The organism is Pseudomonas bharatica CSV86 (genome assembly GCF_000319305.2).
Lineage (GTDB): Bacteria > Pseudomonadota > Gammaproteobacteria > Pseudomonadales > Pseudomonadaceae > Aquipseudomonas > Aquipseudomonas bharatica.
Window position 1 is genome coordinate 1,193,510 of sequence record NZ_AMWJ02000002.1, and the last position, 15,056, is coordinate 1,208,565.

At 66.8% G+C, this 15,056-nt stretch carries 12 protein-coding genes and 2 pseudogenes; 13 read left to right on the plus strand and 1 reads right to left on the minus strand.

The genetic code is table 11. The features are described from left to right. Positions 1–18 precede the first annotated feature (18 nt). Positions 19–698: pseudogene (locus tag CSV86_RS19365) on the minus strand (tellurite resistance TerB family protein). Positions 699–1,039: 341 nt separating this feature from the next. Here CSV86_RS19365 and CSV86_RS19370 point away from each other — a divergent pair. The 13 genes and pseudogenes from CSV86_RS19370 (at position 1,040) to CSV86_RS19430 (ending at position 15,020) form a co-directional block, all read left to right on the plus strand. Beyond that, complete coding sequence (locus CSV86_RS19370) at positions 1,040–1,444, plus strand: hypothetical protein (RefSeq protein WP_009403685.1); 405 nt, start codon at positions 1,040–1,042, stop codon at positions 1,442–1,444. A gap of 78 nt (positions 1,445–1,522) precedes the next feature. After that, positions 1,523–2,422: a transporter gene (locus tag CSV86_RS19375; RefSeq protein ID WP_009403684.1), complete on the plus strand. Its 900-nt coding sequence runs from the start codon at positions 1,523–1,525 to the stop codon at positions 2,420–2,422. Between the two features lie 11 nt (positions 2,423–2,433). Beyond that, on the plus strand, positions 2,434–3,177 hold the full coding sequence (locus CSV86_RS19380; protein ID WP_009403682.1) for a DUF2092 domain-containing protein: 744 nt from the start codon (positions 2,434–2,436) through the stop codon (positions 3,175–3,177). Continuing rightward, positions 3,174–3,743, plus strand: a complete 570-nt coding sequence (locus tag CSV86_RS31455; RefSeq protein ID WP_009403680.1) for a hypothetical protein — start codon at positions 3,174–3,176, stop codon at positions 3,741–3,743. The genes CSV86_RS19380 and CSV86_RS31455 overlap by 4 nt, the downstream gene beginning before the upstream one ends. Positions 3,744–3,789: 46 nt before the next feature. Further along, positions 3,790–4,767 carry an AAA family ATPase gene (locus tag CSV86_RS19390; protein WP_009403679.1) on the plus strand — a complete coding sequence of 326 codons (978 nt, stop codon included), beginning with the start codon at positions 3,790–3,792 and terminating at the stop codon, positions 4,765–4,767. A 10-nt stretch (positions 4,768–4,777) separates the two neighbouring features. Further along, entirely contained in the window at positions 4,778–5,728 is a 951-nt protein-coding gene (locus tag CSV86_RS19395; RefSeq protein ID WP_009403677.1) for a DUF58 domain-containing protein, read from the plus strand. Then, a complete protein-coding gene (locus tag CSV86_RS19400) occupies positions 5,725–6,216 on the plus strand; it encodes a DUF4381 domain-containing protein (protein ID WP_009403675.1) in 492 nt (163 codons plus the stop codon). The genes CSV86_RS19395 and CSV86_RS19400 overlap by 4 nt, the downstream gene beginning before the upstream one ends. Beyond that, positions 6,203–7,198, plus strand: a complete 996-nt coding sequence (locus CSV86_RS19405) for a vWA domain-containing protein (protein ID WP_009403672.1) — start codon at positions 6,203–6,205, stop codon at positions 7,196–7,198. Before CSV86_RS19400 ends, CSV86_RS19405 begins: the two co-directional genes overlap by 14 nt. Next, entirely contained in the window at positions 7,188–8,696 is a 1,509-nt protein-coding gene (locus CSV86_RS19410; protein WP_009403655.1) for a VWA domain-containing protein, read from the plus strand. The genes CSV86_RS19405 and CSV86_RS19410 overlap by 11 nt, the downstream gene beginning before the upstream one ends. After that, on the plus strand, positions 8,693–9,718 hold the full coding sequence (locus CSV86_RS19415) for a BatD family protein (protein WP_009403653.1): 1,026 nt from the start codon (positions 8,693–8,695) through the stop codon (positions 9,716–9,718). The genes CSV86_RS19410 and CSV86_RS19415 overlap by 4 nt, the downstream gene beginning before the upstream one ends. Then, the gene (locus CSV86_RS19420) at positions 9,715–10,722 is read left to right on the plus strand and encodes an HAD family hydrolase (RefSeq protein ID WP_009403651.1); all 1,008 of its coding nucleotides are present in this window, start codon (positions 9,715–9,717) and stop codon (positions 10,720–10,722) included. The genes CSV86_RS19415 and CSV86_RS19420 overlap by 4 nt, the downstream gene beginning before the upstream one ends. A gap of 69 nt (positions 10,723–10,791) precedes the next feature. Beyond that, complete coding sequence (locus CSV86_RS19425; RefSeq protein WP_037061544.1) at positions 10,792–12,369, plus strand: arylsulfatase; 1,578 nt, start codon at positions 10,792–10,794, stop codon at positions 12,367–12,369. Between the two features lie 145 nt (positions 12,370–12,514). After that, positions 12,515–15,020 (plus strand): annotated as a pseudogene (locus tag CSV86_RS19430) (spermidine synthase). Positions 15,021–15,056: the final 36 nt, after the last annotated feature.

Genomic DNA, 15,056 nt, shown 5'->3' on the forward strand with positions numbered 1-15,056 from the left:
TTTGCCCGGTTTGTTGACTCAGGTCGCACGAACCTGACGTTCCAGCTCGGCTTTCAGCGCCGGATCGAGGCGCAACTGCTTGGCCAGTTCGTCGAGGTAGGCGCGCTCCATGAAATGCTCCTCGTCCACCAGCATCACGCTGGCCAGGTACATTTCCGCAGCCATTTCCGGGTGGTGGCAGCACGCGCGACCTCGGCCGGGTCCAGCGGCTTGCCCAGCTCGGCGTGCAGCCAGTGCTGCAGATCGCGGTCATCGCCGGACAGCCTGACGAACTCGCCCTCGATCAGTTCCCGCTCGCGTTCATCCACATGGCCGTCGGCCCTGGCGGCGGCGACCAGCGCCTTGAGGATCGCCTGGCTATGCTGCTCCACCTGGGCCGGGGGCAGCCGGTCGACGGTCTGCGGCTCGCCCTTGGGCGCTGCCGCCTGCTGCGCCTGCCAGTTGCCATAGGCCTTGTAGGCCAGCACGCCAAGCGCCGCCAGGCCACCGTAGGCCAGGGCCTTGCCGCCGTATTTGCGGGCTTTCTTGCTGCCCATCAGCACACCCAGCGCCCCGGCCGCCGCCGCGCCGCCGCCCATGCCGGAAAGCAGGCTGCCCAGCCCGCCGCCGCTTTTCGATGCGCCGGGCGCGCCGGTCTGTTTTTGCAGCAGGTCCTGCCCGGACCTGAGCAGTTGATCGAGCAAACCTCGGGTATTCATTGCAATGCTCCTCGGAGAATCAATGTAGGAAAAATCCATTGACTGTTAAGAGAGGCATGCTACCCGGGGTTTCCCGAAAGCAGGATGAAAATCTATTTCCGGTAATGACAAAGGACCGGTTGGCAAACGTATCAGGTTCAACAGTCGGGAAATGATTCAGCACACAGTTTCGCAGTTGCCCTTTTCGATAAATCAACTAGCGCCTAACTTCCAGAAGGTCACTGGTTTTATCTGGACGACTACTTATAGCGATTTCTAATAACCCTGCCTTGGTATTAATCCGAACTCTCTACTAACGTCTCAGCAGTCTTGTAACACGCGTTCTTTGAAAGGAGTCGAAGATGAAGACAGTCCTCGGGCGTTGCCTCCCCGCCGGCCTCGTCGCCATGGGGTTGCTGCTGGTCGGATGCAGCAGCATCGACGCCCGCACCACCGAGTATGTCGGCGCACCCCACGCTGCGCCTACGTCTGCCGCCCAGGTGGCGGTGCTGCGCACGGAACCGACCCGCCCTCATGTACGCCTCGGCGAAGTCCTGATCGATGCCAGTATCGAACCGCCGCCGGCCATCAGCGAAGTCGAGCAGAAGTTGCGCGAACAGGCCGCCAGCATTGGCGGGGATGCCGCCGTCGTGGTCTACGACCGCATCCAGCCCGTCGCCACCTATGTCGAAGGTCCGTTATGGAACCGCGATATCCGCGATGTCGAGGGGCGCAAGCTCAAGGCCGTGGTCATCAAGTACCAGTAGTTTCGCTCGTTGAACAACAGCGTTATCCGAATAGCGCGGGATGCACTCGTCCGTTACTTGAATTGCAAGGAATGTCGTATGGGGATTCGTCGTATTTTCCTGTCCATGTCCCTAATGCTGGGCATTGCCAGCCCGGCCCTGGCCGATAATGCCCGCGACTGGCAGAACACCCCGATCGACCTGAACATGGTGTTCGGCTACTACAACCGGATCGACACCAACACCCCCATCGACACCACCCTGCCCATCGACGGGCTATCGCTCAATGCCGACCTCTACCTGTTCCGCTACGCCCGCAGCTTCGCCATCGACGGGCGCAACAGCGCCATCCAGTTGATCCAGCCCTACGCCGATGTCTCGGCGTCGTTCGATGATGCGCGCTTCTTCGATGGCACCAAGCACAACGGCGGCATGGGCGATACCCAGGTGGTCTTCGCCCACAATTTCTTCGGCGGCCCGGCCCTGACCGCCGAGGAGTTCGCCAAGTGGACCCCGGAAACCTTCATGAGCGGCGCGCTGTGGGTGACGCTACCCAACGGCGATTACGACAAGGACCGGGTGATCAATATCGGCGCCAATCGCTGGGTGGTGAAGCCGGAGATCGCCTTCGGCCACCCCATCGGCCCGACCTGGCTGGAAATCAACGGCTACGTCTCGCTGTACGGCGACAACGACGACTACCTCGGTGACAGCAAGCTGGAGCAGAAGCCGCTGTACGCCGTGGAAGGGCACTACAGCTACAGCGTCAACCGCGCATTGTGGGTGTCGTTCGACGCGACCTACAGCACCGGTGGCGAAACCCGCGTAGACGGCGTGGACCAGGACAACAAGCAATCCAACACCCTGCTCGGTGCCAGCCTGGGCTTCATGCTTTCGCCGCAGTTCGGCGGGCTGGTGGCCTACACCGATACGGTCTCGGAACGCACCGGCTCGCCGGACGTGAACACCTGGACCCTGCGCCTGCAGTACGTCTGGTAAGGAGGCACGGCATGAAACCGCGTCATATCGCCCTTGCCCTGCTCCTGGCCTGCGGCTGCGCCCAGGCCGCCGACAAGAACGAGCGCGACCCCGCCGCCCTCGCCGCGCTGTCCTCGATGGGCAGCTACCTGCAGGGCCTGGACCGCTTCAGCCTGAGCACCCGCAGCGAAACCGACCAGCAACTGGACAGCGGCCAGACCATCGCCTTCCAGCACCATACCCAGGTACTCGCGGTGCGGCCCGACAAGCTCTACGTCAATGTCGACCAGGCCGGAGCCAGCCGCCGCTTCTTTTATGACGGCAAGCACTTCACCCTCTACGACCAGCGCCTGAACTACTACACCCGGGAGCCTGCGCCCGAGAGCATCGACAAGCTCCTGGACCTGCTGGACGACCGCTACGGCATCGAGCTGCCATTGGCCGACCTGTTCCGCTGGAGCCCCGGCACCGCCGACGAGGTGGGCATCAGCCAGGCCTACACCATCGGCAAGGACAGCATCGATGGCCAGCGCTGCGTGCATTACGCCTACCGCCAGCCCGAGATCGACTGGCAACTGTGGCTGCGCGAAGGTCCGCAGCCGCTGCCCTGCCGCCTGGTGATCACCCGCCGCGACGACGCCGAGCGGCCCCGGCACAGCGTCAGCTTTGCCTGGGACCTGAGCTCGCCGATCAGCCCGGACGCGTTTGCCTTTACCCCGCCAGCCAAGGCGCTGCCGGTGCCGCTGGTGCAATTGCGCGCAGGAGAACGACCATGAGCCGGACCAGGGCGCTCTTCAGCCTGGGCCTCGCCGCCTGCCTGGCGCTGCCGGCGGTTGCCGAGGCATGGCAATTGCGCGGCGGTGGCGGCGGGCGCAGTTTCGTGGTGCCGCATCATATGGGCGGGGGTGGTTTCCAGAGACCGGCGTTGCAGCCTGGCTATCGGCCCGCCTACCACCCGCAGCCACAGCCCATGCCGCGGCCGCAACCGGCGCCGTATCCGATGCCGGGCCCTGGACCACATCCGCAGCCCGGCCCGGGTCCACATCCCGGGCCCGGGCCGCATCCTGGGCCGGGCCCCGGTCCGATGCCACCTCCACCGCCGCCGCCGCCACCTCCTCCTCCGCACCATGACGATTGGTACAACCCCTGGGCGGCGGCGGCCGTGGTAGGCGCCACCACCGCGGCGGCCATCGCCATCGGCACCCAGGTCGACGCGATCCCGCCGGACTGCGTCTCGGTGGTCGCCAATGGCGTGGCCTACCAGCATTGCGGCGCTACCTGGTACCGGCCGCAGTACGTGGGCAACAGCATCAGTTTCGTGGTGGTGGCTTCGCCATGGTGAACCACAACGACCCTGTAGGAGCTGCGCCGAACCCAAGGACGATTCCATGACCGCCCTCACCGACATCAAGGCCCTGCACGCCGCCATCGCCCGCTCGGTCCTCGGCCAGGATGCAGTGATCCGCCAGGTCCTGATCGGCCTGCTGGCCAACGGGCATGTCCTGCTCGAAAGCCTCCCCGGGCTGGCCAAGACCCGTACGGTCAAGGCCCTGGCCCGGCACCTGGACGCACGCATGAGCCGCATCCAGTTCACCCCCGACCTGCTGCCCTCGGACATCACCGGTGCCGAGGTCCTGCAGCAAACCGGCGGCCAGAACCAGATCCGCTTCCAGCCCGGTCCGCTGTTCGGCAACCTGATCCTGGCCGACGAGATCAACCGCGCCCCGGCCAAGGTCCAGGCCGCCCTGCTCGAAGCCATGGAGGAGCGCCAGATCACCGTGGCCGGTACCAGCCACGCATTGCCTGAACTGTTCATGGTGATCGCCACCCAGAACCCCATCGAACAGGAAGGCACCTACCCGCTGCCGGAAGCGCAGATGGACCGTTTCCTGCTCAAGGTCCTGCTCGACTACCCGGCTCCGGACAGCGAAAGCCAGGTCCTGAAGATGCTGCGCGAAGAGGAAAACGTGCCTACCGGCGCCAGCGCCGGCGATGGTTTCGCCCTGCCCCAGGACACGCTCTTCCAGGCCCGCCGCGAAATCGCCGCGATCCAGGTGGCGCCGGCCATCGACCGTTACCTGGTCGACCTGCTCGACGCCACCCGCCATCCCGAGCGCTACGACAGCGACCTGGCCCGCTGGCTGCAACTGGGCAGCAGCCCCCGCGGCGGCATCGCCCTGGACCGCTGCGCCCGCGCCGAAGCCTGGTTGCAGGGCGAGGATTTCGTCACCCCCGAGCATGTGCGCGCCGTGCTCGCCCCGGTTTTGCGCCATCGCCTGCAACTGAGCTACGACGCCGTGGCCGACGGGGTCGACGCCGAGGCAGTGCTCGAACGCCTGCTGACCAAGGTCGCCATTGCGGCATGAGGAGCGAGCGATGGATGCCCCGCAACAGTCCGCCGACGGACAGGTTTATGTCTCCCTCGCCCAACTGATGGCGTTGGAGTTCGCGGCCCGCGGCCTCAGTTTCATTGCCCGCCAGCCCCGTGCCAGCCTGCTTTCGGGCAACCACGCTTCGCACCTGCGCGGGCGCGGCCTGGACTTCGACGAACTGCGCCGCTACCAGCCCGGCGACGATCTGCGCCATCTCGATTGCAAGGCCAGCCTGCGCAGCGGCACGCCCATCGTGCGCACCTGGACCGAGGAACGCGACCGCCCCCTGCTGCTGGTGCTGGACCAGCGCATGTCGATGTTCTTCGGCTCCCGGGTCAGCTTCAAATCCGCGATTGCCGCCGAGTTGGCCGCGCTCTGCGCCTGGATCGGACTGAAGGCCGGCGACCGTGTCGGCGCGGTGGTCTTCGACGACCATGAATGCCAGTGCCTGTCGCCCTTGCGCAGCCGGGCCCGGCTCCAGGCGATCTGCGCCACGGCGACGCGCTTCAACCACGGCCTGGCCGCCGACGTGCCCGCCGGCGATTCGCGGCAGAGCCTGGACAACGCCCTGCAACGTTGCCTGCAACTGGCCCGGCACGATCATCTGGTCTGCGTGATCAGCGATTTCGCCGGCGCCAGCGACACCACCCTCAAGCAACTGCGCCAACTGCGTGCGCACAACGATGTGCTGGCCTTGCAGGTCTTCGACCCGCTGGCCCTCGACCTGCCGCAGCAGGGCCGCCTGGTGATCAGCCAGGGCCGGTTGCAAGTGGCCTTGGCCATGGAGCGCCAGCGCATCCGCCAGCCATTGAGCGACTTTCTCGGCGGGCGCCTCAAGGATGTCGCCCACCTGCTGCGGCGCAGCCAGGTGCCACTGCTGATGTTCAGCACCGCCCTCCCGGCCGCCGCGCAATTGCGCCTGGAACTCGGCCGCCTGCGGGAGCTCAAGCCATGACCCGCCAGGTGCCGGACATCGACCAGTTGCAGGAAATCGCCCTGCCCGCGCCGGTCAGCTATTGGCCACAGACCTGGGGCTGGACGGTGCTGCTGATCCTGCTGCTGGCCGCCGTTCTGGTGTGGGCGCTACGTGCCTGGCGCCATTGGCAACGAAACCGCTATCGCCGCGAAGCCCTGGCCCGGCTCGACGCCCTGGAGCGACGCCTGGAACAGCACCCGGACGACTGCCAGGCGCTGCGTGCCCTGCCCGAACTGCTCAAGCGCGTGGCCCTGTCCATGCCTGGCGGCCGCGCCGTAGCGCCGTTGCATGACAGCCAATGGCAAGCTTTCCTGGTCGCCCATGCCAGTGCGCCACTACCGGATAACTTCGCGCAGCTTCTCGCGCACCTGGCCTATGCCCCGCAGGCACGCCTGCACGAGGTGGACGCCCGCGAACTGCTGCGCCATAGCCGCGCCTGGGTGGAGCAGCACCATGTGGCAGCTTGACTACCCCTGGCTGCTGCTTCTGCTGCCGCTGCCATTGCTCGGCTACCGCCGCCTGCCGCCCTGGCAGGAGGCCCGCAGCGCCGTGCGCATGCCGTTCTTCGACGAGATCAGCCAGGCGACCGGCCAGCGCCCCGACCTGCCGGGTACCCGCCACGACCATTGGCAACTGGCCCTGCATATCCTGGTGTGGAGCCTGCTGTGCTGCGCGGTGGCGCGACCGGTCAAGGTCGAGCCGCCCATCGAACACCAGCAACCGGTGCGCGACCTGATGCTGGCGATCGACATTTCCCAGTCCATGGACAGCGTCGATATGCCCGGCGCGGATGGCCAGCCCGTGTCGCGCATCAGCGCCGTCAAGGCGGTGGTGGCCGACTTCATCCGCCAGCGCCCGCAAGACCGGCTCGGCCTGGTGGTGTTCGGCAGCGGCGCCTTCGCCCAGGCCCCGCTGACCCTGGATCACGCTACCCTGTCGATCCTTCTGGCGCAGACTGATGTCGGCATGGCCGGGCCCAACACGGCCATCGGCGATGCCATTGGCCTGAGCCTGAAGATGCTGGAAAAGGCCGACGAACCGGAGAAAGTGCTGATCCTGCTCACCGACGGCAACGACACCAGCAGCGCCATCACACCGGCCCACGCCGCCGAAATCGCCGCCGAACGTGGCGTGGTGATCCACACCATCGGCATCGGCGACCCGCAGGCCCAGGCCGAAGCCCGGGTGGACCTGACCACCCTGCAACAACTGGCCGCGAGCACCGGTGGCCGCTTCTTCCGCGCCAGCGACCGCAGCGCCCTGGGCGAGGTCTACCGCACCCTCGATGCGATCACCCCGCATGCCGTGAAGACCCTCAGCCACCAGCCGAGGACCGAACTGTTCTGGCTGCCGCTGGGGTTCGCGCTGATGTCGTTCGTGCTCTTCCACGTGCTGGCGTGGTCGGCGGCACGCTGGAATGAACGGGAGGTGGCGGCCCATGGACATTGATCTGGCTGCCCTGCATTTCCTGCGCCCTGCCTGGCTGTGGCTGTTGCTGCCGGCCCTGCTGCTGCCCCTGCTCTGGCAGCGCCAGCAACGACAGCGCCTGCACAGCGTACGCATCGCCGCCCATCTGCTGCGTTATCTGCGCCTCGACGGCCAGCAGGCCAAGGGCGTCAAGCCGGTGCACCTGGCCTGCGCGCTGCTGGCCCTCGGTGCCCTGGGCATGGCCGGGCCGGCCTGGCAGCAGGACCGCCCGGATTTTCTCGACGATCGTGCACCGCTGTTCATCGCCCTTGACCTGTCTGCGTCCATGAACACCGCCGACATCCAGCCCTCGCGCCTGGAGGCAGCCAGGCACAAGGTGCACAGCCTGATCGAACGCCGTCGCGGCGCAGCCACCGGGCTGATCGCCTACGCCGGCAGCGCGCACCTGGTGATGCCGGCAACCCGCGATCCGGCCCTGCTCGACAGTTACCTGCAAGCGCTTTCCAGCCCGTTGATCGCGCAGGCGGGGAAGGATGTCGCCGGGGTACTGGACGTCACCCGGCAATTGCTGCCGGCGCAAAACGCACCGGCGACCCTGGTGCTGGTCACCGATGGCGCCGACGACAGCCAGTTCGCCACCCTGCAGGTGCCGCCGTCGTTGCAGGTGCTGGTCCTCACGGCGGGCAATGCCGACGGCCAGCCTGGCGGACTCGACCGCAAGGCCCTCGAAGGCCTGGGCAAGGCGCTGGACGCTCCGCTGGGCAGCCTGACCGCCAACGACGACGACCTCGACTGGATCGAAGCCCACGCCCGTCGGCATTTCCAGAACGCCTCGGCAGACGGCGAGCCCCTGCACTGGAAAGACGCCGGCTACTGGCTGTGCTGGCCGCTGCTGCTGATCGCGTTCTTCTGCGTGCGCCGCGGCTGGAGCCTGAACTGGAGCGCGGCGCTGCTGCTCGGCCTGCTGCTGAACGCCCCGGACACACGGGCCAACCCTCTGGTGGACGCTTTTCTTACCCCCGATCAGCAGGGCCGTTGGGCTTTCGAACATCGGCGCTACCCTGCCGCCGCCCGGCATTTCCAGGACCTGTACTGGAAGGGCATAGCGGCCTACAACGCCGCCGACTACGACCTGGCCCTGAGCTGCTTCAGCCGCCTGCACACGGCGCCCGCGTACTTCTACATCGGCAATATCCAGGCGCGACGTTTCAAGTTCGACCCGGCCATCGCCGCCTACCGCCAGGCCCTCGTCCTGCAAGCCGACTTCCCGCAGGCACGGGACAACCTGGCCCTGGCCCTCGCCTTGCAGAAGGATGCCGAATCGGCCGGCGAAAACGCCCCGGACGTCAAGGCCGACCAGATCGCCTTCGACAAGCCGGCCGGCAAGGACCGCGGCAAGGCTGTGCAAACCCCGCAAGCCGCCTCGGATGCCCTCTGGCTGGACAACCTCAGCACCTCGCCCGGGCAGTTCCTGCAACGCAAGTTCGCCTTGCAGGACGCCGCCAGGGAGGCGCCATGAGACCGATCGCCGTGCTGGTACTCATGTTCCTCGGCCAGGCCGATGCCGCGCCGCAGTTACGGGTGCAGGCACAACTGCCCGACGGCAACCAGGCGGTCGTCGGCCAGACCTTGCCCTTGCAGGTGGATGTGCTCACCGACAGCTGGTTCACCAGCGCGCCGCAACTGCCCGACCTGATGCTGCCGGGCGTGGTGGTCACGCCGCCGGGTGATCGCGCCCAGCATTTGACCCTGAGCCTGGATGGCACGCCCTTCTTCGGCATGCGCTACACCTACCGGCTGACCCTGCGCCAGCCCGGCCAACTGGAGATTCCCGCGCTGCTCGTCAGTGCGCAGCCAGGCAATGCCGACGCCCCGTCGAGCGCCAGTAGCCAGCCGCTGCAGCTCAAGGTGGACTGGCCCCAGGCAGCGGGGCAGAACCTGCCGGTCGCCAGCGACCTGCAACTGAGCCAGACGCTGGAACCAGGCGAAGGCCTCAAGGCCGGCGACAGCGTGACCCGCACCGTCACCCTGCGCGCCACCGATACCCTGCCGCTGATGCTCCCGGTCACCCCGCTGGCCGCCGTGGACGGGCTCAGCCGCTTCGTGAAAACCCCACGCATCACGGCCAGCGACAATTCCGGCGGCCAGCGCATCGACAGCGCCAGCTACCGCATCGAACGCGCCGGCGACTTCCAGCTTCCGGCCATCGAAGTGCAGTGGTGGAGCACCCGCGATCACAGCCTGCACAAAACCCGGCTGCCCGCCATCGGCTTTTCCGCCGCAGCCGCCCCCGCCAACGTCACGCTGTATTCGGTCAGCGAAGACCTGCAACGGCTGGGCCGCGAAGGCACGCTGCACCTGTCCCGCCATTGGCTGGCCGCACTGCTGCTGGTACTGGCCATCGTCGTGACCGGCTATGCAGTGCGCCGCCACGCGCCCTGGCTACGCGAGCGTTACCGGCAATGGCGCCGGCGCCCACCCGCCCGCGAGCGCTATGGACTGCGCCCGCTCAATCCCACGCCACACAGGACCTCACCATGAAGCGCATCCCTGATTGCCGCTGGCTGCTGCTGGCCTTGCTGCTGCTGAACGGGCCGACCCAGGCCCAGGCCCTGGCCTCGTGGAACGACAGCGCGCCGAGGCAGGCGCTGCAACGGTTCGTCGCCGAGGTAACACAGACCGACTCGCCGCAATTCGTCCCGGTAGCCCAGCGCATTGCCGTGTTCGACAACGACGGCACCCTCTGGAGCGAGCAGCCGGCCTACTTCCAGGTGCTGTTCGCCTTCGATGAAATCAGGCGCATGGCGCCCGCCCACCCGCAGTGGAAAACCACCCAGCCGTTCCAGGCCGTGCTGGAGAACGACCAGCAGGCGCTGGCCGCCGCGGGCACGGACGGGCTGATGAAGATCATCGCCGCGACCCACACCGGCATGAGCAGCGAAGACTTCGCCCAGCGCGTGCGCGCCTGGTTCGACCGCGCCCGCCATCCGAAAAGCGGCAAGCCCTACAACGAGATGATCTACCAGCCGATGCTGGAGCTGATGGATTACCTGCGCGAGCAGGAATTCAAGGTGTACATCGTCTCCGGCGGCGACAGCGCCTTCATGCGCACCTTTACCGAGCAGGTCTACGGCGTACCGCCGGAACAGGTGATCGGCTCGGCTTTCGTTACCGAATACCGCCTGGTGGACGGCCAGCCGACCCTGCTGCGCCTGGCCAGGCTGGCACGCAACGACGATGGCCCGGGCAAGCCGGAAAGCATCGACGCGATCATCGGCCGGCGCCCGCTGCTGGCCTTTGGCAATTCCGACGGTGACCTGCAAATGCTGCAGTGGACTGCCGCCGGCCAGGGCCCGCGCTTCATGGGCCTGGTCCATCACACCGATGCCCGTCGCGAATGGGCCTACGACCGCCAGTCCCATGTCGGACGCCTCGACAAGGCGCTCGACGAAGCCCGCCAGCGCGGCTGGACCGTGGTCGACATGGCCCGCGACTGGACGCAGGTGTTTGCCTTCGACAATCCACCCAAGGAGCCCACCCGTTAACCACGCAGTACTGCGGCATTCATGGGCCGGCGACAACCCGGCCTGAACGACGAAATGGAGGTAGATCGAATGACACGCTTACGCAGATGGGGACCAAAACTCGCGTTGCTGGCGGCATTGGCCAGCGCTGGCGCGAACGCAGCGGACAAACCCAATATCCTGGTGATCTTCGGCGACGATATCGGCCAGACCAATATCAGCGCCTATTCCATGGGGGTGGTCGGCTACCAGACGCCGAACATCGACCGCATCGCCAAGGAAGGCATGCTGTTCACCGATTACTACGCGGAGAACAGTTGCACCGCCGGGCGCTCCAGCTTCATCACCGGGCAGACGCCCTTGCGCACCGGCCTGACCAAGGTCGGCGCGCCGGGCGCCTCGGTGGGCCTGCAGGACCGCGACATCACCATCGCCCAGGCACTCAAGGGCCAGGGCTACGCCACCGGCCAGTTCGGCAAGAACCACCTGGGCGACAAGGATGAGTACCTGCCGACCAAGCACGGCTTCGACGAGTTCTTCGGCAACCTGTATCACCTCAATGCCGAGGAAGAGCCGGAACGCCCGTATTGGCCACAGGACCCGAACGACCCTTACGTGAAGAACTTCAGCCCTCGCGGCGTGGTGCATTCCTTCGCCGACGGCAAGATCGAGGACACCGGTGCGCTGACCACCAAGCGCATGGAAACCATCGACGACGAAACCACCGCCGGTGCCCAGGAGTTCATCAAGAAGCAGGTGGAGGCCGGCAAGCCGTTCTTCGTCTGGATGAACACCACGCGCATGCACGTCTATACCCACGTGCGCGACTCGATGAAGGGCCAGAGCGGCATGCCCGGCAACGAGTATGCCGACGGCATGCTCGAGCATGACGGCGATGTCGGCAAGCTGCTCAAGACCCTCGATGACCTGAAGATCGCCGACAACACCATCGTCGTCTACACCACCGACAACGGGCCGAACCAGTTCTCCTGGCCGGACGCGGCAACCACGCCGTTCCGCAGCGAGAAAGACTCCAACTGGGAAGGCGCCTTCCGCGTGCCGGCGATGATCCGCTGGCCGGGCAAGATCAAGGAAGGCTCGGTGTCCAACGAGATGTTCTCCGGCCTCGACTGGTTCCCGACCCTGCTGGCCGCCGCCGGCGTGCCGGACGTCAAGGAAAACCTGCTCAAGGGCTGGACCCCGGCGTCCGGTGGCAAGAGCTTCAAGGTTCACCTCGACGGCTACAACCAGTTGCCCTACCTGACCGGCCAGCAGCCCAAGGGCGCGCGGGACGAGTTCTTCTACTTCAACGACGACGGCGACCTCGTGGCCATGCGCTGGGGCAACTGGAAGGCGGTGTTCTGCGAGCAACGCCAGCCGGGTGGTTTCCAGGTCTGGCAGGACCCGATGGTATGCCTGCGAGTGCCGAAGGTCTTCAACCTGAGGATGGACCCGTACGAGCGCGCGGACATCGTCTCCGACCAGTACAACGACTGGCTGGTGAAGAACTCCTACCTCACGGCCATCGCCACCCTGAAGGCCAGCCAGTTCCTGGAAACCTTCATCGAGTACCCACCTAGCCAGCACCCGGCCAGCTTCAGCATCGACCAGGTGAGAAAGCAGGTGGATGCGAAGATTGCAGAGAAGATGAAGCAGCAGGCCAAGTGACAGAGGTGTGTCGTGGCTGATGGCCCTATCGCTGGCAAGCCAGCTCCCACAGGATTTTGCACAACCTGTGGGAGCTGGCTTGCCAGCGATTAGGCCATCAACAGCACCCTCGATACAGAATTGAAACAAGGATGTTGAGGCCCTGATGTCGACAGCCCGTACCGCCCGTCTCACCCGCGCCACCCGCACCGCCCTGCCCCTGGCCTCGACCCTGCTGGTGGTATCCGGCGCTGCAGGGCTGATCTACCAGGTCCTGTGGATCAAGCAGCTGTCCCTGGTAGTGGGTGTCGAGGTGCAAGCCATCAGCGCCGGGATCAGCGCATTCTTCGCCGGCCTGGCGCTGGGAGGATGGTGGCTGGGCCGGCGTGCCGACCGCCTGCAACGCCCGGAGCGCCTGTACGCGCTGCTGGAACTGGCGGTCGCCGTGCTCGGCGTGGCCGCGACCCTGGCCCTCGGTGCCAGCGCCGGGCCTTTCGCCCGCCTGCAGAACCTTGTCGGCCCCCTTGCCTGGTTGCTGCCGTTCGCCCTGGTGGGCATCCCCGCCTTTCTCATGGGCGGCACCCTCCCGGTGCTGGTCCGTGCCCTGACCAACGACGCCAACGCGGTGGGCCGTGCTGGCGGCCAGCTGTACGCGGCCAATACTGCGGGCGCCATTCTCGGCACACTGCTCGCTGCCTTTTTCCTGCTGCCCCAGCTTGGCGTGCTCGCCAGTGCCAAGGCTGCCGCGCTGTGCAACCTGCTGGCCGCCGCCGGTGCCCTGTGGTGGCTGCGCGATACCGGCAGCGCAGCGGTCAACGAAGAAACCAACCTGGCCCCGCAGCCGCGGCTCGCGCCTGGCCCTGGCGTTGTATGCCGTGGCCGGTGGCGTCGCACTGGGCTACGAGGTGATCTGGTCGCAAGCCATCGTGCCCTTCATGAGCACCCGCGCCTTTGCCTTTGCCGTGGTGCTCTCCAGCTACCTGGCCGGGCTGATGCTCGGCAGCGCCCTGATCGCCCGGCGGGTGCACCGGCTGCGCGATCCCTGGGCCTGCTTCGCCCTGCTGATCGCCGCTGCCGGCCTGATCGCGCTGCTGGAGATCGCCGGTCTCGGGCGCTGGCTGATCGCCCTGCAGACCCAGGCCGAAGCAGCGGTGCTGGCACTCGGCGGCAGTGCCCTCGGCGGGATGAGCGCGCGCTTTGCCGTCGCCGCGCTGAGCATCGTGCTGCTGCCCACTACCCTGCTGGGCGCCGCCTTTCCGCTGGCCTTGCACCTGGCCAGCGAACGCGGGCATGTGGGCCGTGATGTCGGCTCGGTGGTGGCCTTCAATACCCTCGGCGGAATCATCGGCGTGACCCTGGCGGGCTTCGTGCTGGTGCCGCAATTCGGCCTGGTACGCAGCCTCGGCCTGCTCGGGGTGCTGGCCGGGCTGGTGGCGCTGATCGCGGTGCTTGCCAGCCAGGGCACGGCGCGCAAGATGCGTGCAGCGGTGCCGCTCATTGCGCTGGCCAGCCTCGTCCTGGCCCTGCTGACCCCGCCCCAGCACCTCGCGGAACTGCTGCCCGGTGCGCGCAACGGCACCCTGGTGTTCTACGAGGAAGGACGCGGCGGCACCGTCGCCGTGGTCGAACAGCAGAAGCGCCAGGGCAGCTTCCGCCGCCTGTATATCCAGGGCGTCTCCAACACCGGCGATGCCATGCCGTCGCTGCGCTACATGCGCCTGCAAGCCTTGCTGCCGCTGCTGATCCACAACGGCGAGCCGCGTTCGGCGCTGGTGATCGGCCTGGGCACCGGCATTACCGCCGGCGCCCTGTTGCGCTACCCGGGGCTGGAACGGCGGGTGGTCGCCGAGCTGTTGCCCGCGGTAGTCAAGGCTGCGCCACTGTTCCAGGGCAATTACCACGCAACCGAAGACCCGCGTCTCGACCTGCGTCTGCGCGACGGCCGCCGCGAGCTGCTGGCCAGCCCGCAGACCTACGACCTGATCACCCTGGAGCCGCCACCGCCCTCCGCCGCCGGCGTGGTCAATCTGTATTCGCGAGACTTCTACCAGCTCGCCGCCGCGCGTCTGAACGAACACGGCATCGTTGCCCAATGGCTGCCCCTGCCGACCCAGAACGAAGACGACAGCCGCGCCCTGGTGCGCAGCTTCCTCGATGTATTCCCCCATGCATCGTTGTGGACCAGCGAGTTCCACGAGATGCTCCTGGTGGGTTCGCTGCAACCGCTGAAACTGGATGCCGCGCGCATCGCCGAGCGCCTGCGGCAACCCGAAGTAAGCGACACCCTGGCCGCCGTCGGCGTCGATTCGCCGGCCGCCCTGCTGGCCACCTGGGTTACCGACCGCCACGGCCTGGAGCGTTTCGCCGGCGACGCCGCCGCAGTGACCGACGACCAGCCGCGCATCGAATATGCGCCTTGGGTGCGCAGCGACGAGATCGTCCGGGTCCTGCCGGGCCTGCTGGCCCTGGCCACGCCGGTACCGCTGGAAAACGCCGACAGCCTGCTGAAACTGCAGGTCGCCGATCAACGCCGGCGTCTGCTGCGGTTCTACGAAGTGGGCCTGACCGCTTACCGCGGCCAGCGCGAACGTTGGGCCCGGCAAGTGCCGGAAGTGCTTCGGGAAGACCCCGGAAATCCGTACTATCGCTGGTTCCTGGGCCTGCAACCCTGAGCGCCGCGCAGGCCCCATTAGAAAAAAAGATACGGA